Here is a 24,365-nt window from a genome sequence, read left to right as displayed (position 1 = left end):
AAGACGGGGATCTGTGGATCCCCCTGCTCACTCCCCCGCTGGGGAGGAGTCGTCGTCAGCCGTCGAATCGCGCTGGGCCGCGGCATCCACCGGACGACCGACGTCGAGCACGATGATCGTGATGTTGTCGCGCCCGCCGTTCTCGAGTGCCGCCTCGAGCATGGCGGACGCGGCGTCGGCGGGATCGGAATTCTCTTCCAGGAAGTGACGGATGCCGTAGTCGGTGAGCTCTTTCGTCAGCCCGTCCGAGCAGATGACGAACCGGTCGCCCTCGGTCACGTCGAGGCGGACGTAGTCGGGCGTGACGCCCTCGCTCGGCCCCACGGCGCGCGTGATCACGTTGCCGTACGGATGGTTCTCGGCCTCTTCCGGACTGAGCCGGCCGGCCGCAACCAGTTCCTGCACGACGGAGTGGTCGGTCGTGATCTGGACGATCGCACCGTCGCGGAGCAGGTACACGCGCGAGTCGCCGATGTTGAGGGTCACCCAGTGCGCGGCCTCCCCCGTGGTGTCGAGGAAGACCCCCGTCACGGTGGTGCCGGTGCCGTCGTCGGTGGCCTCCGGATGCGACGCGATGTCTTTGACCGCCCGAGCCAGCGCCTTCTCGATCGTCTTCGGCGACACCTGGCCGCCGTCGGCGACTGCGCGGAGGCGATCGATCGTGCTCGCACTGGCGATCTCGCCGCCGACGTGCCCGCCCATTCCGTCGGCGACGACGAAGAGCGGGTACGACGCGAACATCGCGTCCTGGTTCACCTCGCGCCGGCGACCGGTGTCGGTCACGGCGGCCCACGAGAGCTCCAACACACCACCGGGAACCGGGACGGCGAGAGACTCGGTGGAAACCTCGGGCACGCGGTGTCCTCCCCGTCCGGTGCACGGTGGCCCTTCGCCCCCGCGTCATCACATACTAGTGGGTTACTCCGCGGCGTCCTCGGACTCGGCGAGTGCTTCCACGACGATCTGCGCCGTCGTCGTGGCGGTCAGGTGCTCTCGGGAACCGGGAACAGCGCGTCGATCGCGTCGAGGTCGGCCTGCGACGGCGTCCATGCCGAGGCCGCTGCCGCGTTGGCCCGCACCTGCTCGGGTGTCGTCGCGCCGGCGATGACGCTCGAGAGCGCGGGGTGCGACAGCAGCCACCCGAAGGTGGCCTCGAGCATCGTGATGCCACGGTCGTCGCAGAACGCCTGGAACGCCTCGAGCGCGTCCCAGGGCGCGTCGTCGTAGAGGTGGCGGCGCTGCCGGATGATGCGCGTGTCGGCGGGTGCGACATCCCGCGTGAACTTGCCCGTCAGCAGTCCGTTGTGCAGCGGGAAGTAGGGGAAGAACCCCAGGCGGTACCGCTCGACCGCGCGCAGCACGTCGCGCTCCGCGCCGCGCGAGAGCAGGCTGTACTGGTTCTGCGCCGAGACGAACGGCACACCGTGGCGCATGAGCGCGGCGAAGTGTCCCTCGGCGATCTGCCACCCCGCGAAGTTCGAGTGGCCGATGTAGCGCACCTTGCCCTCCCGCACCAGGTCGCCGAGCGCGTCGAGGGTCTCTTCGAGCGGGGTGTCGTCGTCCGGCACGTGCAGCTGGTACAGGTCGATCCAGTCGGTCTGCAGACGTGTGAGGGATGCCTCGACCGCGCGCCGCACGTACGACCGCGAGCCCTTCGCACCCGACGGCGGGTAGCCCATGTCGCGACCGGGATGCCCGAACTTGGTCGCCAGGGTGACCTGATCGCGACGGCCGCGGAGCGCCTCGCCCATGAGGGTCTCGGACTGGCCCGGCTCGCCGCCGTACATGTCGGCCGTGTCGAGGAAGGTCACGCCGGCGTCGATCGCGGCATCCAGCACGGCGCGGGTGCCCTCGAGCGTCTCGGTGCGCGTGCCGTCGCGCCCGAAGTTGTTGCAGCCGAGGCCGACAGCGGAGACGAGGAGGCCGGACGCGCCGGCCCGGCGCAGCGGAACAGTCGAGGTCATGCGTCCACGTTATCCCCGCACACGGATGCCGCTGCCCGGGCGCGGACGACAGGCACAGCTCCGACCGGCCGATCCCCCGTGCCGACCGCCGGCGGCGCACAGCACGACAGCCCCTCGCCGGGCGGCGGGGGCTGTCGTGGAGTGCTACTGCTTGGGAGCCTCCGGTGCCGGAGGCTGGGTGGCCGGCGGCTCGGGAGCGGACGGTGCGTCCGGCTGGGTGGGCGGAGACACGGGCGGCTCCGCAGCCGCGGGCGGCGCGGCCGGAGCGGCGGGTGGCGGCACCGGTGCAGCGGGCGCAGCCGGAGCGGCGGGCGGCGGCGTGTAGCCGGCGGGCGGGGCCGGCGGCGCGGTGTACCCGGCCGGCGGGGCCGGCGGCGGGGTGTATCCCGCGGGCGGCTGGTAGCCCGCAGGAGCACCGTAGCCGGGCGCGCTCGCCGGGGCGGCGGGGTAGCCCGCGGCCGATGTCTGCGAGGGGACGCCCGACCACACGGTGGTGTCGGCGAGGAAGTTGCCCGCCCACGGCGCCGCCGGGATGGCGGTGTTCCACCGCGAGCGGTCGAACGCGTTGATGCCGAGCCAGACGATGGCCAGGAAGAAGTAGAGGATCAGCCAGACGGCTTCCTTCTGCAGCTTCAGCCCCACCCGCCAGGCGGCCAGGAGCGTGTAGAGGAAGGCGGCGAGGCCGATCAGCGAGCCGAGCACCGGCACCCAGCCGAGCACGATCCCGCCACCCCACAGCACCAGCAGCCACCACGGGTTGAGGTCGCCGAGCTTGACGAAGATCAGGGTGTTGTAGACCGGCACCCACGCGCGCCAGCGGCCCTGCACTCCCGCCTTGTCGAAGATCTTCATCAGGAACCACGAGCCGATGACGTATCCGGCGATGGCGAGCAGGAAGAAGAAGGGAGCGAGCACGAGCCAGGCGATGAGCGCTCCCGCGCCGCCGCCGTCGTTGTAGTCCATGGCCATGGTGGAGCGACCTCCGAGAGAGTCGATTCGTGACGCATCGGGACGCGCCCGCGGAGCCCCTGCTCCGCTCGACACATGCTAGCGACGCTCACAGCTTCCTGTCAGCATTGAGGTCATATCGGGGGGATGACCCCCTCGGGTGCCGGTGGATAGCCTGAGCACACAACCCGATCGAAGGGCCGCCATGACCGACCAGACTCCTTCCGCTCCCACTCCCCCGCCGCTGCCGCCGCAATCCGCCGCGGAGGCGGCCCGCGGCGCCGACCCCGACGACACCGGCGTCCCGACCGTCCGCGGCGAGGCGGCCGACGTCGGCAAGGGCTTCTTCGCGGCCCTGTTCGACCTGTCGTTCCGCACGTTCATCACGCGGCGCCTCGCCAGCGTGTTCTACTTCGTGGGGCTGATCGCCATCGCCATCGGCTTCATCGTCTATTTCGTCGGCGGGATCATGGGCGCCGTCTCGATCATGTGGTTCGACGTCGGCGCCGGCATCAGCGGCCTCGTCGCGACGATCATCGTCGTACCGGTGCTGACGTTCCTCGCGATCATCATGCTCCGGTTCATCATCGAGGCCGTGGTCGCCCTCATCGCGATCGCCGAGAACACCGAGCGCACCGCACAGCACACCCGGCGCTGAGCGCCGCACGCTGGTCCACCGCCTCGTCGTCGCCCCGCGGCAGCGTCCTCGCCCCCGCGGCAGAGACGCCCACCCCGGGCGGCGACGGGCGGCGTTTTGCGACCCTCGGGCAGGAGGTGCAGAGTGGACGGATGCCTGATCCCGCCCCCGCCACGATCCTCGACGTTCCCCACGCCGACGCCACGGTTCTCGACAACGCGCCCTGGCACGCGCTGACGGGGCCGCACGCCTCGTTAGCGATCGGCGACGACCTGGTGCGCCGGTACCCCGAGGAGGTCGCCCCCTTCGTCGCGGTGCGCACCTGGGACCATCCGCGCGTCTGGCCGGCGCTCGCCGAGCTCGTCGGTCCCGGTACCGAGATCGGCCTGTCCGGGTATGACGGCGACCTCCCCGACGGCTGGGAGGTCGTCGGAGAGGGCGAGGGCGTGCAGCTGGTCGAGACAGACACGCTCCGGCCGCGCCCTGATCCCGAGGCGATCCTGCTGGGGGCCGATGACGTGGCCGACATGCTCGCCATCGTCGAGCGCAACCAGCCCGGCCCGTTCCGGCCCCGCACCTACGAACTCGGCCGCTATGTCGGCATCCGCCGGGAGGGTCGGCTGATCGCGATGGCCGGCGAGCGTCTGCATCCCGAGGGGTGGACCGAGATCAGCGCCGTCGCCGTGGATGCCGATCACCGACGGCAGGGCCTCGGGTCGCGCCTGGTGCTGGACGTCGCCTTCCACATCCAGGAACGCGGGGATCGGGCGCTGCTGCACGCCGCCGCGTCCAACGTCGGCGCGATCGCGGCCTATGAGCGCCTCGGGTTCGCGCTGCGGCGCCGCAACCGGTTCGCTGCGGTGCGCACGCCGGCGTAGCCGGGCTCAGGCGAAGAGCTGGAGCTCACCGCCGCCGATGTCGCGCACACGCAGACCCGCGGCATCCGCCCACCGTACGAAAGCCGCGGCAGACCCGATGCGCGGGCGATCCTCGGCGAGCCGGCGCACGAGTGCCCCCTTGGCGTGCTTGTTGAAGTGGTTCAGCGCGCGCACCGCACCGTCGGGTGCCTCGCTCACGACGCGGACGTAGCGCGACGCGGTGCCGGCCGGTACCGGCCCGAGTCCCACGTACGCCTCGGAGCGGAGGTCGAGGACGAAGCGGGGGTCGAGACCCTCGATCGCGGCGGAGACCCCCTGCGCCCACAGCCGCCGCAGCGGCGCGATGCCCGGCACCGAGGTGGCGGCGCCGAGGCGGTAGGCCGGGATGGCGTCGAGGGCGCCCACGGGGCCGAACGGGGCCGAATGCACGAGCACGTGCGCACCCAGCCAGCGACGACCGGCGGCCGAGACGGATGCCGCATCCAGCGCGTCGTAGAGCACACCGGTGTAGCGATCGATCGCGGGCATCGTCGGCGCCTCGCGCAGCGCGGCGTTGACGGCGATCTCGCCGCGTTGGGTCGGGCCCAGCTTCAGCACGCGGGCCGCCTCGTCGGCGTCGGCGGACAGGCCGACGAGCGCGGCGATCACCGCTTCGCGCTGCGCCGTCAGCTGCGGAAGCGCCAGGCCCGCCGCGTCCAGGGGGCGCCGCGAACCACCCGCCCGCTTGGTCTCGGACGGTGGGAGAAGGATCAGCATGACTCTCCGTGGGTCGTGCGCGCCGACGCGACGGACGGCGATGCGGGGAAACGACTCGGCCGGCCCCCGAGGGGACCGGCCGAGTTCGAACGCTGGTGTGTCAGGAGATCAGCGCGGCGTTTCCGGCGACGATGGTGAGGTCGTCACCCTCCATCGACAGGAAGCCGTCCTGCGCGTTGGCGATGATCTTGGTGCCCGAGGTCTCGGTGATGCGCACCTGACCCTCGGCGAGGATCGCGAGCACCGGCTCGTGACCGGACATGAAGCCGATCTCGCCCTCGACGGTCTTGGCGACGACGAGCGACGCCTCACCCGACCAGACCTCCGCGTCCGCGGAGACGAGGCTCACCTTGAGCGGCATGTCAGCCGTTCTCCTTCTGGATGCGCGCCCACTGCTCTTCGACGTCCGAGATGCCGCCGACGTTGAAGAACGCCTGCTCGGCGACGTGGTCGAAGTCGCCCTTGACGATCGCGTCGAACGACTCGATGGTCTCCTTGATCGGAACCGTCGAACCCTCGACACCGGTGAACTTCTTCGCCATGTACGTGTTCTGCGACAGGAACTGCTGGATGCGGCGCGCACGGGACACGACGATCTTGTCCTCTTCGGACAGCTCATCGACACCGAGGATCGCGATGATCTCCTGCAGTTCCTTGTTCTTCTGGAGGATCTGCTTCACGGCGGTGGCCACGCGGTAGTGGTCGTCGCCGATGTAGCGGGGGTCCAGGATGCGGCTCGTCGACGTGAGCGGGTCGATGGCCGGGTACAGGCCCTTCGACGCGATCTCGCGCGACAGCTCGGTGGTCGCGTCGAGGTGCGCGAACGTGGTGGCCGGCGCCGGGTCGGTGTAGTCGTCGGCGGGCACGTAGATCGCCTGCAGCGAGGTGATCGAGTGACCGCGCGTCGACGTGATGCGCTCCTGGAGCACACCCATCTCGTCGGCGAGGTTCGGCTGGTAGCCCACCGCGGACGGCATGCGGCCGAGCAGCGTCGAGACCTCGGAACCGGCCTGCGTGAAGCGGAAGATGTTGTCGATGAAGAGCAGCACGTCCTGCTTCTGCACGTCGCGGAAGTACTCCGCCATCGTGAGGGCCGAGAGGGCGACGCGCAGACGCGTGCCCGGCGGCTCATCCATCTGGCCGAAGACGAGTGCGGTCTTGTCGAAGACGCCCGCCTCCTCCATCTCGCCGATGAGGTCGTTGCCCTCACGGGTGCGCTCGCCGACACCGGCGAACACCGACACGCCACCGTGGTCCTGCGCGACGCGCTGGATCATCTCCTGGATGAGGACGGTCTTGCCCACGCCGGCACCGCCGAAGAGGCCGATCTTTCCACCCTGCACGTACGGGGTGAGCAGGTCGATGCTCTTGATGCCGGTCTCGAACATCTCGGTCTTCGACTCGAGCTGGTCGAACGCGGGGGCCTTGCGGTGGATGCCCCAGCGCTCGGTGACCTCGATCGTCTCGCCCGGCGCACCGTTCAGCACGTCACCCGTGACGTTGAACACCTTGCCCTTGGTGACGTCGCCGACGGGGACCGTGATGGGGCCGCCGGTGTCGCGCACCTCCTGGCCGCGGACCATGCCGTCGGTCGGCTTCAGGGAGATGGCGCGGACGAGGTCGTCGCCGAGGTGCTGCGCGACCTCGAGCGTGATCTCGGTGCGCTCGTCGCCGATCGCGATCGTCGTCTTCAGCGCGTTGTAGATGTCGGGGATCGAGTCGTGCGGGAACTCGATGTCGACGACGGGGCCGGTGACGCGGGCGACGCGCCCGACGACCGCCGTCTCGGTCTTGTCAGCGGTGAGGCTCATGGCTTCTTCTCTTTCGTGTGGTCTGACGTCGCAGCAGCGCTACTTGCCCGAGGAAAGGGCGTCGGCGCCGCCGACGATCTCGGCGATCTGCTGCGTGATCTCGGCCTGGCGCGCGTTGTTGCGCAGGCGGGTGTAGTCGGTGATGAGCTTGTCGGCGTTGTCGCTGGCCGACTTCATCGCCTTCTGCGTCGCGGCGTGCTTCGCGGCCGACGACTGCAGGAGGGCGTTGAAGACGCGGCTCTGGATGTACACCGGCAGCAGCGCGTCGAGCACGGTCTCGGCGTCCGGCTCGAACTCGTACAGCGGGTACACCTGCGCCGACGACTGCTCCTCGGCCTCGACGACCTCGAGCGGAAGCAGGCGGACCGTCTCGGGCGACTGCGTCATCATGCTGACGAAGCGGTTGTAGACGAGGTGGATCTCGTCGACGCCGTTCTCGTCGCCGCCGCGGTCGTACGCGTCGAGCAGGGTGGCGGCGATCTCCTCGGCCGTCGTGAAGTGCGGCGTGTCGGTGTCGCCCGTCCACTCCGCCGCGCTTTCCATGCGACGGAACTGGAAGAAGCCGACGGCCTTGCGCCCGACGAGGTAGAACACCGGCTCCTTGCCCTGCCGGCGGATCAGCTCAGCCAGCTCGAGACCCTCGCGGAGGATCTGCGAGTTGAATGCGCCCGCGAGGCCGCGGTCGGACGAGAAGATCACGACCGCGGAGCGGCGGATCGTCTCTCGTTCGACGGTGAGCGGATGGTCGACGTTGGAGTGCGTCGCCACGGCGGAGACGGCACGCGTCACAGCCCGCGCGAAGGGCGAGGACGCGCGCACGCGCGCCATCGCCTTCTGGATGCGCGAAGCCGCGATGAGTTCCATCGCCTTCGTGATCTTCTTGGTCGTCTGAGCAGTGCTGATCTTCTGCTTGTAGACCCGGAGTTGTGCGCCCATTGTGGTAGTCCGGTGTCGCCTTAGCGGCGGCCCTTGACGATCTTCTCCTGGTTGACGTCCTCGGCCTCGGCTGCCGCGACCTCTTCGTGCCCCGGCTTGCCGATCGCCTGGCCCTTGCCGGCCTGGAATTCGAGGATGAAGTCGTCGGTCCGCTTGGTGAGCTCGGCGACGGTGTCGTCGTCGAGGACGTTCGTGTCGCGGAGCGTGTCGAGGATCGTGGTGTTGCGGCGGAGGTAGTCCAGCAGCTCGCGCTCGAACGACAGCACGTCCTCGACCTCGATCGAGTCCAGCTTGCCGTTGGTGCCGGCCCAGATCGAGACGACCTGCTCCTCCACCGGGTACGGCGAGTACTGCGGCTGCTTGAGCAGCTCGGTCAGACGCGCGCCGCGGGCGAGCTGGCGACGGGATGCCGCATCCAGGTCGCTCGCGAACATCGCGAACGCCTCGAGCGAGCGGTACTGGGCGAGCTCGAGCTTGAGCGTGCCCGACACCTTCTTGATCGACTTCACCTGGGCGTCGCCGCCGACGCGGGACACCGAGATGCCGACGTCGACCGCGGGGCGCTGGTTGGCGTTGAAGAGGTCGGACTGCAGGAAGATCTGGCCGTCGGTGATCGAGATCACGTTGGTCGGGATGTACGCCGAGACGTCGTTGGCCTTCGTCTCGATGATGGGCAGGCCCGTCATCGAGCCCGCACCCAGCTCGTCCGACAGCTTCGCGCAGCGCTCGAGCAGACGCGAGTGCAGGTAGAAGACGTCGCCCGGGTAGGCCTCGCGGCCCGGCGGGCGGCGCAGCAGCAGCGAGACGGCACGGTAGGCCTCGGCCTGCTTGGTCAGGTCGTCGAAGATGACGAGGACGTGCTTGCCCTCGTACATCCAGTGCTGGCCGATGGCCGAGCCGGTGTACGGCGCCAGGTACTTGAAGCCGGCGGGGTCCGACGCGGGGGCGGCGACGATGGTGGTGTACTCCATCGCACCGGCGTCCTCGAGGGCGCCCTTGACGGCCGCGATCGTGGAGCCCTTCTGGCCGATCGCGACATAGATGCAGCGGACCTGCTTGCTGACGTCGCCCGACTCCCAGTTGGCCTTCTGGTTGATGATCGTGTCGATCGCGATGGCCGTCTTGCCGGTCTGGCGGTCGCCGATGATGAGCTGGCGCTGGCCGCGGCCGACCGGGATCATCGCGTCGATCGCCTTGATGCCGGTCTGCAGCGGCTCGTGCACGCTCTTGCGCTGCATGACGCCGGGCGCCTGAAGCTCGAGGGCGCGACGGCCGACGGTGGCGACCTCGCCGAGTCCGTCGATCGGGTTGCCGAGCGGGTCGACGACGCGGCCCAGGTAGCCGTCGCCGACGGCGACCGAGAGCACCTCACCCGTGCGGGTGACCTGCTGGCCGGCCTCGACGCCCGAGAACTCGCCGAGGACGACGACACCGATCTCGTGCTCGTCGAGGTTCAGCGCGAGGCCGCTCGTGCCGTCGGCGAACGTCACGAGCTCGTTCGCCATGACGCCGGGCAGGCCCTCGACGTGGGCGATGCCGTCCGCGGCGTCGACGACGGTGCCGACCTCGGTGGCCGCAGCCCCGGTGGGCTCGTAAGCGGCGACGAAGTCCTTCAGCGCGTCACGGATGACGTCGGGGCTGATAGAGAGATCTGCCATTGTTTTCCTTCGTTCATGGGGCCTCGGCCCCGAAAGCTCCGCGCGGTTCCTGTCTCGGCCCCGTGCGGGAAGTCTGTGTCAGCCGGCGAGCCGCTGACGGAGGTCGGCCAGTCGCGCCGACACGCTGGCGTCGATCACGTCGTCCGCGATCTGCACGCGCACGCCGCCCACGACGGTCGGGTCGACGATGGTGTTCAGCGACACCGGGGTGCCGTAGCGCTTGGACAGCGCCGCCGTGAGCCGCTCGCTCTGTGCGGCGCTCAGGGGCGCGGCAGCGACGACCGTCGCCACCGCGCGGTTGCGCTGATCGGCGACGATTCGCGTCGCGCGCGTCAGCAGCTGCCGGACGCGCCGCTCCCGCGGCTCGCGGACCAGGGATGACGCGATGAGCGTCGCCCCCGCGCTCGCGCGGCCCTGCAGCAGGGTCTCGACGAGCGCCCCCTTCGCTGCCGGGTCGCCCAGCCGGCTTCCCAGCGCCAGCTCGAGCTCGGGGTTGTCGGCCACGGTGCGCGTGAAGGCGAAGAGCTCGGCCTCGACGTCGGCCTGCCCATCCGCCACCGCAGCTGCCCGCACCGCGAGCTCCTCGATGGCGTCGACGAGGTCGTCGGCCGACGACCAGCGCTGTGCGACGGCGGTGGTCAGCAGCGACGCGGTCGTGGGGCTCACGGCCGCGCCGAACACGTCGGCGACGACCTGTCGGCGGGCCTCGTCGGGCGCGGCGGAGTCGGCGAGCGCGCCGCTCAGCTGCGACGAGTCGCCCACGGCGCGCGCCACGGCGAACAGCTCGCCTGCCACGTCGAGGTCGACGCCCGACGCGGCGCGCAGCGCCGCGGTCGTCGCCGCCAGGGCCTGAGTGGACGCGCTGCCCATTACGCCTTCGCCCCTTCGGACTCTTCGAGCTCGGCGAGGAAGCGGTCGACGACGGCCTGGGCCTTCTTGTCGTCGGACAGCGTCTCGCCGATGACACCGCCGGCGAGGTCGAGGGCGAGCGTGCCCACCTCGCTGCGCAGCGAGACGAGAGCGGTCTGGCGCTCGGCCTCGATCTGGGCGTGTGCCGTGGTCGTCAGGCGCGTGGCTTCCGCCGCAGCGGTCTCCTTGGCCTCGGCGACGATCTTCTTGCCGTCCTCACGGGCGGCATCGCGGATCTCACCGGCCTCCTGGCGAGCCTCGGCGAGCTGGGCGGTGTACTCCACCAGTGCCGCCTCGGCCTTTCGCTGAGCCTCGTCGGCCTTGGCGATGTTGCCCTCGATCGCCGCAGAGCGCTCATCGAGCAGCTTCTTCATGCGGGGAAGGGCGACCTTCCAGAAGATGAAGAGGATGACGATGAAACACACCGACGACCAGATGATGTCGTACCAGGCGGGGATGAGGGGATTGTGAGTCTCCCCCTCTTCCGCCGCGTACGCGACAAGAGCGTTCAGCATCCTGTCTCCTTAGGACTGTGTATCGGCGATCAGACGAAGATGAAGTAGGTCGCGATGCCGATGAAGGCGAGCGCCTCGGTGAAGGCGATACCGATCCACATGAGCACCTGCAGGCGACCGGCGAGCTCGGGCTGACGGGCGACGCCCTCGATCGTCTTGCCGACGACGATACCCACGCCGATGGCGGGACCGATCGCGGCGAGGCCGTAGCCCATCGTCGCGACGTTGCCGCTGAGCTCTGCGAGAACCGTAGTTGCGTCCACGGGGGTGTTTCCTTTCGGTTGTGGGCGGCCTTCCGGCCGTCCCGTATCAGTGCTCTTCGGCGACCGCGAGCTGGATGTAGACCGCGGTGAGAAGGGCGAAGACGTACGCCTGGAGGACAGCCACCAGGATTTCGAACAGGGTGAAGACGAAGCCGAACGCGAGGCTGCCCGCGCCGAGCACGGTCCACCAGCCGCCGAGGTCGACGATGAAGAACTGCGTCGCGGCGAAGAACAGCACCAGCAGCAGGTGGCCGACCATCATGTTCATCAGGAGTCGCAGTGTCAGCGTGACCGGCCGGATGATGAAGGTCGAGATGAGCTCGATCGGCGTCACGATGATGTAGATGGGCCAGGGCACACCCGACGGGAACAGCGAGTTCTTGAAGAAGTTCGCCGGGCTCTTCTTGATGCCGGCGTAGATGAAGGTGACGTAGCTCACGACGGCGAGCGTGAGCGGCACGGCGATGATGCTCGTGCCGGCGATGTTCAGGAACGGGATGATGCCCGTGATGTTCATGAACAGCACCATGAAGAAGATCGTGGTGAGGATCGGAAGGAAGCGCTGGGCGTCCTTCTTGCCCAGGAGGTCTTCGCCGATGTTGACGCGGACGAAGTCCAGGCCCATCTCGACGAGGCTCTGGAACCGGCCGGGGACGACGCGCATGCGCCGCGTGCCGAGCCAGAAGATCACCACGATGGCGATCGTCGCCAGGAACTGGATCAGGTGGATGCGCGTGACGGGAACAACACCGAACGCGTTGAAGAGGACCTCAGGGAAGAACTCTTCGACGGAAGGTCCGTGGAACACGGGCGGTTCATCCGCGGCAAAGGGGGCGATCAGGGTCGCAGCATGTATAGACAGCGCTGGCTCCAGCTTCGGGGCACCGGTAAAGACCGTTGCGACGATGGTCGGTGAGCGTCACTCCGCAAGCGCTCACAAGGCGAGCGGGCGGGCGCTCGTTCAGCCTATCAAACTTGTGAGCACGCTGAATCCGCGCGGGGCGGGCTCAGATCGCGCCGGGCGCGTCGTCCCTGCGGTCGCCGGCATCCGGATCCGTCGGAAGCGCGACATCGCTCACATGCGGCACCCGCATCCTCATCAGGACCACGACATCGATCGCGAGCGACGCCAGGACGCTCGCGACGAGGGCGAGGAAGAAGACCGGGCCGACGATCCACGGCTGGTCACGGAGCACGAACAGCGCGATGAGGAAGACGACGAACTTCAGGATCCATCCGCCGAGCACGATGCCGAAGAAGATCGGCACGTAGAGCGCGTCTCCGAACCAGCGGTTCGCGATCAGGATGCTGGCCGCGGTGATCGCGAGGAACAGCGCCGCGATGACCACTCCGGCGAGCGCGCTCCACAGGCCGTCGGTGCCGGCGACGAGGAAGCCGACGACGGCGCCGACGACGGCGAGGACCGCCGTCACGGCCCCGGACCACACCAGGACGGTGCGCAGGATCGGGGTGCTGGATACGGGGCTGGCGCTCATCGGGCGTCCTCCTGGGCGGGCGCAGGATCGGGCTGCGGTTCGGGTGATGCGGGCGCGGGCGACGGACGCGCGGCACGGCGGTGGGAGGGAAGGAACGTCACGACGAGGCAGGCGGCGATGCCGACCGCGCCGTAGAGCACGCCGAAGAGGTAGTCCCCCGGCCACTCGAGGGTGGTGCCGATGTACATGAGCAGCACCGACAGGCTGACCAGCGCGGTCCAGGCGTAGAAGATCAGCACGGCGGCGCGGTCGGTGTGCCCCATGTCGAGCATGCGGTGGTGCAGGTGCTTGCGGTCGGGCGAGAACGGCGACTTGCCGCGGCTCATGCGCCGCACCACGGCGAGGCCGAAGTCCAGCAGCGGCAGCAGCACCACCACGACCGGCAGCAGGATCGGGATGAACGCACCGAGCAGCTGCGAGCGGCCGAACGCGTCGTTGTCGGCGACCATCGCGGGGTCGAAGTTGCCCGTGATCGAGATCGCCGAGCACGCCATGAGGAGACCCAGCATGAGGGCGCCGGCATCCCCCATGAACAGTCGCGCGGGGCTCCAGTTCAGCGGGAGGAAGCCGATGCACGCGCCGACGAGCACCGCCGCGATGAGGGAGGACAGCGTGAAGTAGGTGCTCGAGCCGAAGTCGCGGAAGACCATGTACGAGTACGCGAAGAACACCGCGTTCGCGATCAGGCACACGCCGGCGACGAGACCGTCGAGCCCGTCGACGAAGTTCACGGCGTTCATCACCACGACGATCGAGAACACGGTGAGGGTGAAGCTCGCCCAGCTCGAGAAGATCGTCATGCCGCCGAGCGGCAAGGTGTAGATCTGCAGCTGCCCGAACCACGCGATCACGCCGGCGGCGAGGAACTGCGCACCGAGCTTGATCATCCAGTCCAGGTCCCACAGGTCGTCCAGCACGCCGACGACCACGATGAGCGCAGTCGCGCCCAGCAGCGCATACATCTGCTGGGGGTTGGACCAGACGATGGAGAAGTAGGGGTGCGCCGACGACATGGCGAACGCCGCCAGCACGCCGAGGAACATGGCGATGCCGCCGAGGCGTGGTGTCGGCGTCTTGTGGACGTCGCGTTCGCGGATGCCGGGATACAGCTTGTATCTCAGGCTGAGTCGCCACACCGCCCACGACAGGATGAAGGTGACGGCCGCCGTGAGGAGGATCGTGAAGACGTATTGCTTCACGAGCGACCGGGTTCCGGCGCCTCGGACGCGGCCGCCGCTTCCGAAACGGGGGCCGCACCGGGCACGGCAGGCGTCTCCGTGGCGTCGCCGGTCTCGGGCCCGGAGCCGGTCTCATCCTGCGACCCGGAGACGGACTCACCAGGCTCGGAGGAGCCCCCGTCGCGCTCGAGCTCGGACTCGGGTTCGGAGACGGACCCGCCGTCCCGCTCCGGCTCGGACTCCGGCTCAGTACCGGGGTCGGGCTCGAGCAGGTCGCCGAGCACGTCGCGCAGCTGCGCTCGGCTCACGGCGCCCTCGCGCAGCACGCGCACGCGCGGTTCGTCCCCGCCGACCAGACTGGTGGCGTCGATGATCGTCGACGGGATGCCGGTCTTCGAGGGGCCGTCGCCGAGGTAGACGGCGACGCTGTCCTGCAGCATCCCCTGTGCGTCCTCGGCGGTGATGCCGGCGGCCATGCCGGTGAGGTTGGCGCTCGAGACGGCGAGCGGCCCGGTCTCTTCGAGGAGCTCGAGGGCGATGCGGTGGGCGGGCATGCGCACGGCGACGGTTCCCCGCGTCTCGCCCAGGTCCCAGGACAGCGACGGCTGCGACGGCAGCACGATGGTGAGCCCGCCCGGCCAGAACTCCTGGACGAGGCGCTCGACCGGCTCGGGCACCTCGGCCACGAGCGCGCGGAGCGTCGTGATCCCGGCGACGAGCACCGGGGGCGGCGACTGGCGCCCCCGACCCTTCGCGGCGAGCAGGCGGGCGACCGCCTGATGGTCGAAGGCGTCCGCGGCGACACCGTAGACGGTGTCGGTGGGAACGACGACGAGCTCGCCACGGGCGATGGCCTGGCGCGCCTGGCGCATGCCGGTGAGAAGCTGCGCCTCGTCACGGCAGTCGAAGATGGGGGACATGTCGCCCGACAGTCTAATTGGGCGTCCGGCAGGAACGATGCGAGACGGCGTGGTCAGGGGCGCAGGGCGGTCGTGGCGCGGTCGCGCTGCGTGAGATCGGGGTGCGTCGCCGCCGCGCGCCAGCCGTCGGCGGTCAGGATGGCGCGGATCGCCTCGCCCTGCCACTCGCCGTGCTCGATCACGAGCGTGCCGCCCGGGTGCGCCAGGCGCAGGCCCACCCGGCTCAGCACGCGGACGACGTCGAGGCCGTCCTCACCGCCGTAGAGAGCGGCCGGCGGGTCGAAGAACCGCACCTCCGGGTCGCGCGGGATGGCGGCATCCGGAACATACGGCGGGTTGGATGCCACGACCGAGACCGTTCCGTCGAGCTCGGGGAACGCGTGGGCGAGGTCGATGAAGGCGAGGGTCGCGTTGTCGGCGCCGACGTGCGCGAAGTTCTCCTTCGTCCAGACGTAGGCGTCGACGGAGTTCTCGGCGGCGAACACCTGCGCGTGGGGCACCTCGGTCGCCATCGCGAGGGCGATCGCGCCGCTGCCGGTGCCGAGATCGACGGCCACGGGAGAAGCGGATGCCGCGGCCCGCAGCGCGTCGATCGCCAGCTGCGCGACCATCTCGGTCTCGGGGCGCGGCACGAACACGCCCGGCCCGACGCGCAGCTCGAGGTGGCGGAAAGGCGCCGTGCCGGTGATGTGCTGCAGCGGCTCGCGGGTGGCGCGCCGGGTGACCAGCTGCTCGAGGCGGTCGGAGTCTGCCTGCGTCAGCGCGTCGCCGCGGATGGCGGCGGCCTGCACTCCCCCGCGCCCGCTGCCGAGCACGAAGGCGGCGAGCAGCTCGGCGTCGACCGCCGGGTCGGCGATGCCGGCCGCGGCGAGGCGATCGGCGGCGGAGCGGAGCGCGTCGGCGACAGACGGTGCGGGGGTGTTCATGACCGGTCCACTCTATTTCGGGATGCGGCACTCCCCGCGCCGCGGGAGATCCCGACCCCTCGGGTGAAGGCGGGGCGGGAAGGGTACCCCCGTGAGACCAGCCCGTCGTCACAGAAGGACTCACAGGAAAACGTGCACCATAGGCTGTTGCTCGACCAGCCGTGAACCCGCGAAAGGCCCCGAAATGACCGGCATTCATCCCGATATCACCTCCGCCTTCGGCAACACGCCGCTCGTGCGCCTGAACCGCATCGCGGAGGGTGTCGGCGGGACCGTCCTGGCGAAGCTCGAGTTCTACAACCCGGCCTCCAGCGTGAAGGACCGCCTGGGCATCGCCATCGTCGACGCGGCCGAGGCATCGGGCCAGCTGCAGCCCGGGGGCACCATCGTCGAGGCGACCAGCGGCAACACCGGCATCGCACTGGCCATGGTCGGCGCCGCCCGCGGCTACCGCGTCGTGCTCGCCATGCCCTCTTCGATGTCGATCGAGCGCCGCCTGCTGCTCAAGGGCTACGGCGCGGAGCTCGTGCTGACCGACCCCGCCGGCGGCATGAAGGGCGCCGTCGCGAAGGCCGAGGAGCTCGTCGCCGACATCCCCGGCGCCGTGCTCGCGCGGCAGTTCGAGAACGAGGCGAACCCCGAGATCCACCGCAAGACCACCGCCGAGGAGATCCTCCGCGACACCGACGGCCAGGTCGACTACTTCGTCGCCGGCATCGGCACGGGCGGCACCATCACCGGCGTCGGGCAGGTGCTCAAGGAGCGCGTGCCGGGAGCCAAGGTCATCGCCGTCGAGCCAGCCGACTCGCCGCTGCTCACCAAGGGCACCCCGGGGCCTCACAAGATCCAGGGCATCGGTCCGAACTTCATCCCCGAGATCCTCGACCAGAGCGTCATCGACGAGGTCATCGACGTCGAATTCCCCGACGCCATCGCCACTGCTCGTGCGGTGGGCGAGAAGGACGGCATCCTCGTCGGCATCTCGTCCGGCGCCGCGATCTGGGCGGCCCTCCAGGTCGCCGCCCGCCCCGAGGCCGAGGGCAAGAACATCGTCGTCATCATCCCGTCGTTCGGCGAGCGCTACCTCTCGACCGCGCTGTTCGAGGATCTGCGCGAAGATTGACACGTCACGACGGCGCGCCGGCACCCCGACCCGTTCGGGTGCCGGCGCGCCGTCGCCGTCGTCCCCGCGCCGCCCGAACCGAGGAGCACCACGTGCCCGGCATCCATCCCGACATCACCACCGCGTTCGGTGAGACCCCGCTCGTGCGCCTCAACGCGCTCACGGAGGGTCTCGGCGCGGAGGTGCTCGCGAAGCTCGAGTTCTACAACCCCGGCTCGTCGGTGAAGGACCGTCTGGGCTACGCGCTGGTCGAGGCCGCCGAGTCGTCCGGAGAACTGCAGCCGGGCGGCACGATCGTCGAGTCCACCAGCGGCAACACCGGCATCGCGCTCGCCCTCATCGGCGCGGCCCGCGGCTACAAGGTCATCCTCACGATGCCCGCCTCGATGTCGAAGGAGCGCCGCACGCTGCTGAAGGCCTTCGGCGCCGAGCTCGTGCTGACCGACCCGTACAAGGGCATGACCGAGGCGGTCGACGCCGCCAAGCGCATCGTCGATGAGACGCCCGGCGCGATCCTCGCCCGCCAGTTCGAGCACGAGGCGAACGCGGCGATCCATCGACAGACCACGGCAGAGGAGATCTGGCGCGATACCGACGGCCATGTCGACTGGTTCGTCGCAGGCTCGGGCACGGGCGGGACGATCACCGGCGTCGGCCAGGTGCTGAAGGAGCGCAACCCCGCCGTCAAGATCGTCCTCGTCGAGCCCAAGGACTCCCCCGTCCTCACCGAGGGCCGCGCGGGCGGCCACCGCATCCAGGGCATCGGCCCGAACTTCGTGCCCGACGTGCTCGACCGCTCGGTCGTCGACGAGATCTTCGACGTGGAGTTCGACGACGCCATCAGCGTCGCGCGCGAGCTGGCAACCCGCGAGGGCATCCTCGGTGGGATGTCGGCGGGCGCGGCCGTGTGGGCCGCACTCCAGATCGCGGCACGCCCCGAGGCCGCCGGTCAGCGCATCGTCGTGATCGTGCCCGATTCGGGCGAGCGCTACCTGTCGACGGCACTGTATGCGCACCTGCGCGACCCCGAGGAGGAGTCGAAATGACCGACGAGCGCATCGGATTCGTCGCGCGCGTGCGCGAGGACGTCGCCGCAGCCAAGCTGCGCGATCCCGCCGCACGCGGCGGCCTCGAGATCGCCGTGCTGTACCCGGGCCTGCACGCCATCTGGGCGCACCGGGTGTGGCACGCCCTGTGGTCCCGGGACGTGCGGTTCGTGGCCCGTGCAGGCTCCCAGGTCACGCGCTGGCTCACCGGCATCGAGATCCACCCCGGGGCCACCATCGGCCGCCGCTTCTTCATCGACCACGGCATGGGCGTCGTGATCGGCGAGACCGCCGAGGTCGGCGACGACGTCATGCTCTACCACGGCGTGACGCTCGGCGGCCGGCAGCGCGAGGGTGGCAAGCGGCACCCCACGCTCGAGGACGGCGTCGCCGTCGGCGCGGGCGCGAAGATCCTTGGGCCCATCACGATCGGCGCGGGATCCGTCGTCGGCGCCAATGCCGTCGTGACCAAGGACGCTCCGGCCGACTCCGTGCTGGTCGGCGTGCCCGCCAAGCCGCGAGCCCGCCGCAGCGGCGAGGACACGCGCGCCCTGCTGACGACACCCGAGTACCACATCTGACGCGGGCGCTGCCCGGGGGCCCTGGCGGCGCCGAGCCACTCGCCGCCGGCGCGATCGTCGTGCCGGGCGTGAGCCGGCCGGGTCAGGCCGCGTTGCGCCGATGGATCGCCGCGGCGGCGGTGCGTGACGGCGCGTCGAGCTTGCGCAGGATTGCCGACACGTGCACTGAGACGGTCTTCACACTGATGTACAGGCGCTCCGCGATCTGGCCGTTGGTGAGTCCCTCGGCGACCAGCTCGAGCACCTGCTCCTCGCGCGAGGTGAGCAGGGAGCGCGGCGTCTCGCCGGCGAGTCCGGCATCCGTCATCACCGCGCGGGCACGCGCGACGAGGCCGTCCGCGCCGAGCTCCTCGGCGAAGGATGCTGCCGCCGCGAGCGCCTCGCGCGCCGCCGTCCGGTCGCCCTCGGCCAGCAGTTCCTCGCCGTGCCGCACGCGGGCATAGGCGCGGATGTACGCCGGGCCGACGGCGTCGACGGCCGGGGCCCAGGAATTCTCGCCGAGCTCCGCCGCGAACACGGCCGCCCACAGCGGCGTCACCGGCCAGTCGGCGAACCTGCCCAACACCGCGCGGTACGGCTCGATGTCGGCGTCCTCGCCGCCCTCGCCGCTCTCGCGGAGCATCGCGACGGCACGCGCCGCGACGGCCGTCAGCGGCAGTGCGAGCACGCCGCCGGCGGGCGTCTCCCACGCGGCCCGCGCGTGCGACAGCGCCTCGTGCGCGTCGCCGCGCGCGAGCGCCAGCTCGCCGAGGTCGTACGCCATGCCGAACCGGGTCTGGAACTCGTAGGCGCCGAACATGTCGAGCTCGCGGCGGGCGGACGCGAGCGCGGCCTGGGCGTCGTCGACATGCCCCCGCCAGATCGCGAGCCATACCAGGCGCTCGCGCAGGAAGGCCGAGTACAGGCCCGGCTCGACCAGCGGGAGCAGCCCTCCCAGCTCCTCCGCCTCGCGCAGCCGGCCGGCGTAGATGTGCGCCTCGATCATGTTGGCCTGGATCATCATGAGCGGGCCGAGGTCCGCCACGTGGGTGCGGCCGTACTCCTGCCCCTCCTGCGCCACCGCGACCGCGTCGTCATACCGACCGAGCAGCATGAGGGCGTTGGAGCAGTTGATGAAGTACCGCATCATGGCGCGGACGAACCCGTCCGCACGCGCACGGGCCTGCTCGAACAGCGCGAGACCGCCGACGTCGCCGGTGGTGGTCCGGCAGGTCGCCGCGATGAGCAGCGCCTGTACGAGGATCTCGGCGGCGTCTCGGTCTCCGGCCGCGGCGGCAGCCTCAGCGGTGGCACCGGCGCGCGCCGCCACCTCGGTGCCCAGGCCATGGCGCCCGTTGAGCATGTGGGCTCGGGCAGAGCTGAGCAGGAGCCCGGCACGCTGCACATCGTGTCGCGGATCGTCGCCGAGGATTGCGAGCGCCTGGTCGAGGCTCTCCACCCCGTCCGACACACCGGCCTGGAACTCGATCGTGGCCAGGTCCCCGAGCATCTCCGCGCGCCCGACGACGTCCTCCTCCGGCCAGAGGCCGACCGCCTCCCGCGCGAACGCGAGCGCGCGATCGTTCCGGTTGGCGGCGAGGAGCGCCGCAGAGGTGCTCCGCAGCACATCGACGCGCGGCATCCCGCTGACCGTCTCGGGATCGGGCACGGCATCCCACAGCTCCATGGCCCGCTCCCCCGCCTCCGCAGCCGTCGACCACGCCGACGCTCCGCTCGCGGCACGCTGCGCGGCGACCGCAGCAGCCAGCGCCCGGTCGGGGACGTGGGCAGCCCGCCAGTGGTGGGCGATGTCGGCGAGCACGCGCGCGGTGGGGGCGGCCGCCTCGAGCGCCACCGCGTAGGCGGTGTGCAGCCGCGTACGCTCCGTCGGAAGCAGCTCGGCGTACACCGCCTCCTGCATGAGCGCGTGGCGGAACGCGTACGCATCGCCCCTGATCACGACGATCTGCGCGTCGACGGCGGAGCGCACCGCCGACTCCAGCACCGGCTCATTGCCATCGAAGACGGCCCGGAGCACCGGGTCGGGCACCTCGACCCCGCCGGTCGCCAGCACGCGGGTGAAACGGCGGGCCTCGGCATCCAATCGCTCGTAACGCAGCAGCAGGACGTCGCGCAGCGAAACCGGCAGCCGCTCGCCCGAGAAGCTCGCCAGCTCTTCGACATAGAACGGGATGCCGTCGCTGCGGGCCGCGATGTCGTTCAGCACCTCGGCGGCGAGCGTGTCGCCATGCACCGCCGTGGCGAGCGCACCCACCTCGGCCGGGCTGAGCCGTGCGAGCGGGCGATGCGTCAGCAGTCGCGCGCGGTCGAGCTCAGCGAGGACAGGGCGAAGCGGGTGCCCGCGGCCCACGTCATCGGTGCGGTACGACACCAGCACGAACAGCGGGAGGGCGGCAGTGCGGCGCACCAGGCGTGCCGCGATCTCGCACGTGGTGCTGTCGGACCAGTGGAGGTCCTCGATGATCACGACCAGGCGATGCGTCCGCGCGAGGTTCGAGAACAGCTCCACCACGACATCGGCGAGCCGCTCGGTATCGCCCGGAGCCTCCGCCAGCGTGGGGACGAGCACGCCCAGCGCGTCGACCGCGGGGCCCGCCGCCTCGCGCACCGCCTCCGGGCCCAGCTGATCCACGAGGTCGCGCACGAGGTCGGTGATCGCGGTCAGCGGGGCGGGGCCCGAGCCGGAGTCGACCGAGGCGCCGCGGACGACGACGACGTCGTCGTCGAGGCCCTCCGTGAAATCGCGCAGCAGGCGCGTCTTGCCCATACCCGCGTCGCCCGACACCACCACGGCGCGTCCGTGCGCATCCACGGCGGCGATCTCCGCGCGCAGCGCGTCGAGATCCGCCTGACGGCCGACGAGAGGAACCCGGCCGATCTGCATACCGCCCATCATCCCACCAGCCTGGTGCCCCCGGCGCTCGGGGCGGATCGGGCGAAATCCCTATCTTCGCGTCGTCAGCCGCGGCGGTCCTGCACCTTGTTCTTGATGAACAGGGGTGGCAGAAGCCACGTCGCGAGCGCCGTGACGAGCCAGACGATCAGCGTGCCGATGATCCACGCCACCGGCCCGTCGATGCCGATGCCGGCCGCCGGGATGAGCACCGCGATGAGCAGTGCGACGAACGTCGAGAGCAGGCCGATGCCGCCGATGAGCGCGTTGGCATGCCGCCGGGTGATCTTGAACAGCCACGGCGCCAGGATGCTCTGCAGCACCGCGAAGATCACCACCGCGAGGAGGATCCCCCACCAGTCGTCCCAGTGCAGCGAGAAGCCCGGCAGGATCAGGTCGGCCACGATGAGGCCGAGTGCCGCCGACACGAGGAAGATCAGAGCGCGGATCAGGAACGTGAGCACGCTCGAAGCCTAGCGCCGCGGCATCCCCCGCCCCCGGCATCCGTGCCCCGGCGTCCGTCCCCGCGCGCGGTGCTTCCTCCGCGGCATGGTTCACTTGCGCTGAACGTACGCCGGAGGCCCGTTTCTGCGTACGTTCAGCGCAAGTGAACTGCGACGATGCTCCGCTGATGGCGGCCGGGCGCGCAGTCGGGCGCGTCAGGCGCGTGAACGGAGGGCGCTGCGGACCCGGCCGACCAGTTCTCCTGGGTGCTCGAACACGTCCGCCCGGGTGACGCGGATCACCCGCCATCCGAGCTCTGCGAGTCGATCGTGCTTCTGGATGTCGCGCGCCCACTGCGCAGCCTCGACGCGGTGGTGGTCGCCCTCGTACTCGATGGCGATCTTCAGCGCGACGTAGGCGAGGTCGACGCAGCCGATGAAGACGCCCCGCTCGTCGTACACGTCATGGTCGAGCGTCGGCTCCGGCAACCCCGCGTCGACGATGGTCAGCCGGGTCCACGTCTCAGGGCGCGACGCTGCGCCGGGCCGCGCGCGGTGCAGGGCCTCCTCGAGGCTGCGTATTCCGATCCGCCGGCCCCGTCCCAGTTCGACGGCGAGCTCGGCGACCGTCGAGTGCGCGGCTCTCAGCAGACGCCCGTGCGGACCGGGGATGCGCGGCGTACGGATCACCGCGTCCGCGAGCGCTGTGAGGTCGTACGGGTGCTTGACGGCCGCGCCGAGCTGCGCCCATGTCGACCCGGGAGAGGTGATCGAGAAACCCTCGTCGTGCTCTGTCGTCGTGACCTGCGCGCCGGCGAGCTGGTGACCTCGCACCCCTCGGCCTGATGGCGCGCGATGGGGGGCGATGACCGACACGTCGATGCCATCCGGCACCGACGGCAGGGGCAGGTCCCACAACAGCGCCGCCGTGGCGTGCGAGAAGAACTCGTGGACATGCATGTGCGTGGTGAACTGCCGCGCTGCGCGGCGATGCGCGTCTCGCGCGACCTCGAGCGGATGCCGCCCCTCTTGGTCGCTATCAGCGGCGGGATGCGCCCGCAGCCCGGCGAACGGCCGGTCAAGTGTGCGGGCGTCCACCGCTCGACGCGGCATGCCAGAACGGAGCGCATCCCCGACACGAAAGGCCGGACCGTCGATCGCGGGCATCTGTGAACCTTGCCACTTCGCGGCGGGGCATCCGTTGAATTATCCACAGTCCCCGTCGCTTGGCCGCTCCGCAGGCGATCCGATCCAGTTCACTTGCGCTGAACGTACACCGATCGCCCGATTTCGCGTACGTTCAGCGCAAGTGAACAGGGTTGAACGGTCCCCGCGGGGGAAGGCGAGGCGCGCGGGGGAAGGCGAGGCGCGCGGGGGGGGCGGGGGCGTGGCCGAAGACCGGGGTCAGGCGTCGCCGCCGAGGGCGGCGAGCCGCGCCTCTTCGTCGGCGGTGATCGCCGACTCGATGATCGGCTCGAGCGCGCCGTCCATGACCTGGTCGAGGTTGTACGACTTGTAGCCGGTGCGGTGGTCGGCGATGCGGTTCTCGGGGAAGTTGTAGGTGCGGATGCGCTCGGACCGGTCCATGCCGCGGATCTGTGAGCGGCGGGCGTCGGATGCCGCCGCGTCGAGCTCCTCCTGCTGCTTGGCGAGCAGGCGCGCACGCAGCACGCGCATGCCGGCCTCGCGGTTCTGCAGCTGCGACTTCTCGTTCTGCATCGAGACCACGATCCCCGTCGGCACGTGCGTGATGCGCACCGCGGAGTCGGTCGTGTTGACCGACTGCCCGCCGGGACCCGACGACCGGAACACGTCGATCTTGAGGTCGTTTGGGTCGATGTGGATCTCTTCGGGCTCGTCGACCTCGGGGAACACCAGCACGCCGGTGGTCGAGGTGTGGATCCGCCCCTGCGACTCGGTCGCCGGCACGCGCTGCACGCGATGCACGCCGCCCTCGTACTTCAGGTGCGCCCACACCCCTTGCGCGGGATCGGATGAGGAGCCCTTGATCGCGACCTGGACGTCCTTGTAGCCGCCGAGGTCGGACTCGTTGCGCTCGAGGAGCTCCGTCTTCCAGCCCTTCGACGCGGCGTACTGCAGGTACATGCGCAGGAGGTCGGCCGCGAACAGCGCCGATTCGGCGCCGCCCTCGCCCTGCTTGATCTCCATGATCACGTCGCGCGCGTCGTCCGGGTCCCGCGGGATCAGCAGCCGTCGCAGTCGTTCGTGCGCCTCAACCAGGCGCGCCTCGAGTGCCGGCACCTCTTCGGCGAACGCCTCGTCTTCACGGGCGAGCTCGCGGGCGGCATCCAGATCATCGGATGCCGCCAGCCAGTCCTCGTGCGCCTTCACGATGCGCGACAGCTCGGCGTAGCGCCGGTTGACCCGCTTCGCGCGCGCCGCATCGGCGTGCACCGCGGGGTCGGAGAGCTCCTCCTGCACCGCGCGGTGCTCGTCGATCAGCGCCCGGACGGAATCGAACAT

The 24,365-nt window shown here is 70.4% G+C and carries 25 protein-coding genes and 1 pseudogene; 6 read left to right on the top strand and 20 right to left on the bottom strand.

Translation table 11 applies throughout. The features are described from left to right. Nucleotides 1-27 precede the first annotated feature (27 nt). From ABG085_RS06445 to ABG085_RS06435, 3 genes are all read right to left on the bottom strand, one after another. Nucleotides 28-855, bottom strand: a complete 828-nt coding sequence (locus ABG085_RS06445; protein ID WP_347978585.1) for a protein phosphatase 2C domain-containing protein — start codon at nt 853-855, stop codon at nt 28-30. Nucleotides 856-983: 128 nt separating this feature from the next. Next, on the bottom strand, nt 984-1,964 hold the full coding sequence (locus ABG085_RS06440) for an aldo/keto reductase (protein ID WP_347978584.1): 981 nt from the start codon (nt 1,962-1,964) through the stop codon (nt 984-986). A gap of 144 nt (nt 1,965-2,108) precedes the next feature. Continuing rightward, nucleotides 2,109-2,927 (bottom strand): large exoprotein, encoded by an 819-nt coding sequence (locus ABG085_RS06435; protein WP_347978583.1) that lies wholly within the window; start codon nt 2,925-2,927, stop codon nt 2,109-2,111. A 190-nt stretch (nt 2,928-3,117) separates the two neighbouring features. On the opposite strand from ABG085_RS06435, the gene ABG085_RS06430 reads away from it, so the two are divergent. Further along, nucleotides 3,118-3,570, top strand: coding sequence for a DUF4282 domain-containing protein (locus tag ABG085_RS06430; RefSeq protein WP_347978582.1), 453 nt, complete (start codon nt 3,118-3,120; stop codon nt 3,568-3,570). A gap of 131 nt (nt 3,571-3,701) precedes the next feature. Next, nucleotides 3,702-4,427 carry a GNAT family N-acetyltransferase gene (locus tag ABG085_RS06425; RefSeq protein WP_347978581.1) on the top strand — a complete coding sequence of 242 codons (726 nt, stop codon included), beginning with the start codon at nt 3,702-3,704 and terminating at the stop codon, nt 4,425-4,427. Between the two features lie 6 nt (nt 4,428-4,433). Here the strand turns inward: ABG085_RS06425 and yaaA are convergent, their stop codons facing one another. The 13 genes and pseudogenes from yaaA to prmC form a co-directional block, all read right to left on the bottom strand. Beyond that, nucleotides 4,434-5,183 (bottom strand): peroxide stress protein YaaA, encoded by a 750-nt coding sequence (gene yaaA, locus ABG085_RS06420; RefSeq protein ID WP_347978580.1) that lies wholly within the window; start codon nt 5,181-5,183, stop codon nt 4,434-4,436. A 100-nt stretch (nt 5,184-5,283) separates the two neighbouring features. Continuing rightward, nucleotides 5,284-5,544: a F0F1 ATP synthase subunit epsilon gene (locus ABG085_RS06415; protein ID WP_347978579.1), complete on the bottom strand. Its 261-nt coding sequence runs from the start codon at nt 5,542-5,544 to the stop codon at nt 5,284-5,286. A 1-nt stretch (nt 5,545) separates the two neighbouring features. Then, nucleotides 5,546-6,994, bottom strand: a complete 1,449-nt coding sequence (gene atpD / locus ABG085_RS06410) for a F0F1 ATP synthase subunit beta (protein WP_163616520.1) — start codon at nt 6,992-6,994, stop codon at nt 5,546-5,548. Between the two features lie 39 nt (nt 6,995-7,033). Further along, nucleotides 7,034-7,930, bottom strand: a complete 897-nt coding sequence (locus tag ABG085_RS06405; RefSeq protein ID WP_347978578.1) for a F0F1 ATP synthase subunit gamma — start codon at nt 7,928-7,930, stop codon at nt 7,034-7,036. Between the two features lie 20 nt (nt 7,931-7,950). Beyond that, nucleotides 7,951-9,588: a F0F1 ATP synthase subunit alpha gene (gene atpA / locus ABG085_RS06400; RefSeq protein ID WP_347978577.1), complete on the bottom strand. Its 1,638-nt coding sequence runs from the start codon at nt 9,586-9,588 to the stop codon at nt 7,951-7,953. A gap of 78 nt (nt 9,589-9,666) precedes the next feature. Next, nucleotides 9,667-10,458, bottom strand: a complete 792-nt coding sequence (locus tag ABG085_RS06395) for a F0F1 ATP synthase subunit delta (protein ID WP_347978576.1) — start codon at nt 10,456-10,458, stop codon at nt 9,667-9,669. Beyond that, nucleotides 10,458-11,012, bottom strand: coding sequence for a F0F1 ATP synthase subunit B (locus tag ABG085_RS06390; RefSeq protein WP_347978575.1), 555 nt, complete (start codon nt 11,010-11,012; stop codon nt 10,458-10,460). Before ABG085_RS06390 ends, ABG085_RS06395 begins: the two co-directional genes overlap by 1 nt. Nucleotides 11,013-11,041: 29 nt before the next feature. Continuing rightward, complete coding sequence (gene atpE / locus ABG085_RS06385; protein ID WP_045274135.1) at nt 11,042-11,275, bottom strand: ATP synthase F0 subunit C; 234 nt, start codon at nt 11,273-11,275, stop codon at nt 11,042-11,044. 46 nt (nt 11,276-11,321) lie between these two features. After that, nucleotides 11,322-12,083 (bottom strand): F0F1 ATP synthase subunit A, encoded by a 762-nt coding sequence (atpB, locus tag ABG085_RS06380; RefSeq protein ID WP_347978574.1) that lies wholly within the window; start codon nt 12,081-12,083, stop codon nt 11,322-11,324. A gap of 199 nt (nt 12,084-12,282) precedes the next feature. Beyond that, on the bottom strand, nt 12,283-12,771 hold the full coding sequence (locus tag ABG085_RS06375) for a hypothetical protein (RefSeq protein ID WP_347978573.1): 489 nt from the start codon (nt 12,769-12,771) through the stop codon (nt 12,283-12,285). Continuing rightward, a complete protein-coding gene (locus ABG085_RS06370) occupies nt 12,768-13,970 on the bottom strand; it encodes an MraY family glycosyltransferase (protein WP_347978572.1) in 1,203 nt (400 codons plus the stop codon). Before ABG085_RS06370 ends, ABG085_RS06375 begins: the two co-directional genes overlap by 4 nt. A gap of 233 nt (nt 13,971-14,203) precedes the next feature. Then, nucleotides 14,204-14,869: pseudogene (locus ABG085_RS06365) on the bottom strand (L-threonylcarbamoyladenylate synthase); the annotation flags it as partial. 53 nt (nt 14,870-14,922) lie between these two features. Continuing rightward, complete coding sequence (prmC, locus tag ABG085_RS06360; protein ID WP_347978571.1) at nt 14,923-15,795, bottom strand: peptide chain release factor N(5)-glutamine methyltransferase; 873 nt, start codon at nt 15,793-15,795, stop codon at nt 14,923-14,925. 184 nt (nt 15,796-15,979) lie between these two features. On the opposite strand from prmC, the gene cysK (ABG085_RS06355) reads away from it, so the two are divergent. The 3 genes from cysK (ABG085_RS06355) (at nt 15,980) to epsC (ending at nt 18,545) form a co-directional block, all read left to right on the top strand. Then, nucleotides 15,980-16,918 (top strand): cysteine synthase A, encoded by a 939-nt coding sequence (gene cysK / locus ABG085_RS06355; RefSeq protein ID WP_347978570.1) that lies wholly within the window; start codon nt 15,980-15,982, stop codon nt 16,916-16,918. 92 nt (nt 16,919-17,010) lie between these two features. Further along, nucleotides 17,011-17,964, top strand: coding sequence for a cysteine synthase A (cysK, locus tag ABG085_RS06350; protein ID WP_347978569.1), 954 nt, complete (start codon nt 17,011-17,013; stop codon nt 17,962-17,964). Continuing rightward, the gene (gene epsC, locus ABG085_RS06345; RefSeq protein ID WP_347978568.1) at nt 17,961-18,545 is read left to right on the top strand and encodes a serine O-acetyltransferase EpsC; all 585 of its coding nucleotides are present in this window, start codon (nt 17,961-17,963) and stop codon (nt 18,543-18,545) included. The genes cysK (ABG085_RS06350) and epsC overlap by 4 nt, the downstream gene beginning before the upstream one ends. Nucleotides 18,546-18,627: 82 nt before the next feature. On the opposite strand, the gene ABG085_RS06340 is transcribed toward epsC, so the two are convergent. The 3 genes from ABG085_RS06340 to ABG085_RS06330 form a co-directional block, all read right to left on the bottom strand. Further along, nucleotides 18,628-21,429, bottom strand: coding sequence for an AAA family ATPase (locus ABG085_RS06340; RefSeq protein ID WP_347978567.1), 2,802 nt, complete (start codon nt 21,427-21,429; stop codon nt 18,628-18,630). Between the two features lie 74 nt (nt 21,430-21,503). Then, complete coding sequence (locus tag ABG085_RS06335) at nt 21,504-21,902, bottom strand: hypothetical protein (protein ID WP_347978566.1); 399 nt, start codon at nt 21,900-21,902, stop codon at nt 21,504-21,506. Nucleotides 21,903-22,097: 195 nt separating this feature from the next. Beyond that, a complete protein-coding gene (locus ABG085_RS06330) occupies nt 22,098-22,841 on the bottom strand; it encodes a DUF559 domain-containing protein (protein ID WP_347978565.1) in 744 nt (247 codons plus the stop codon). On the opposite strand from ABG085_RS06330, the gene ABG085_RS06325 reads away from it, so the two are divergent. Next, nucleotides 22,830-23,054, top strand: coding sequence for a hypothetical protein (locus ABG085_RS06325; protein ID WP_347978564.1), 225 nt, complete (start codon nt 22,830-22,832; stop codon nt 23,052-23,054). The two genes, ABG085_RS06330 and ABG085_RS06325, sit on opposite strands and share 12 nt — an antisense overlap. 231 nt (nt 23,055-23,285) lie before the next feature. On the opposite strand, the gene prfA is transcribed toward ABG085_RS06325, so the two are convergent. Beyond that, entirely contained in the window at nt 23,286-24,365 is a 1,080-nt protein-coding gene (prfA, locus tag ABG085_RS06320) for a peptide chain release factor 1 (protein WP_347979293.1), read from the bottom strand.

Origin of the sequence: Microbacterium sp. ProA8 (assembly GCF_039905635.1) — a bacterium.
Classification (GTDB): domain Bacteria; phylum Actinomycetota; class Actinomycetes; order Actinomycetales; family Microbacteriaceae; genus Microbacterium; species Microbacterium chionoecetis.
Note: the sequence above shows the minus strand (reverse complement) of the source record. Positions and strands in the feature narration are given on the sequence as shown.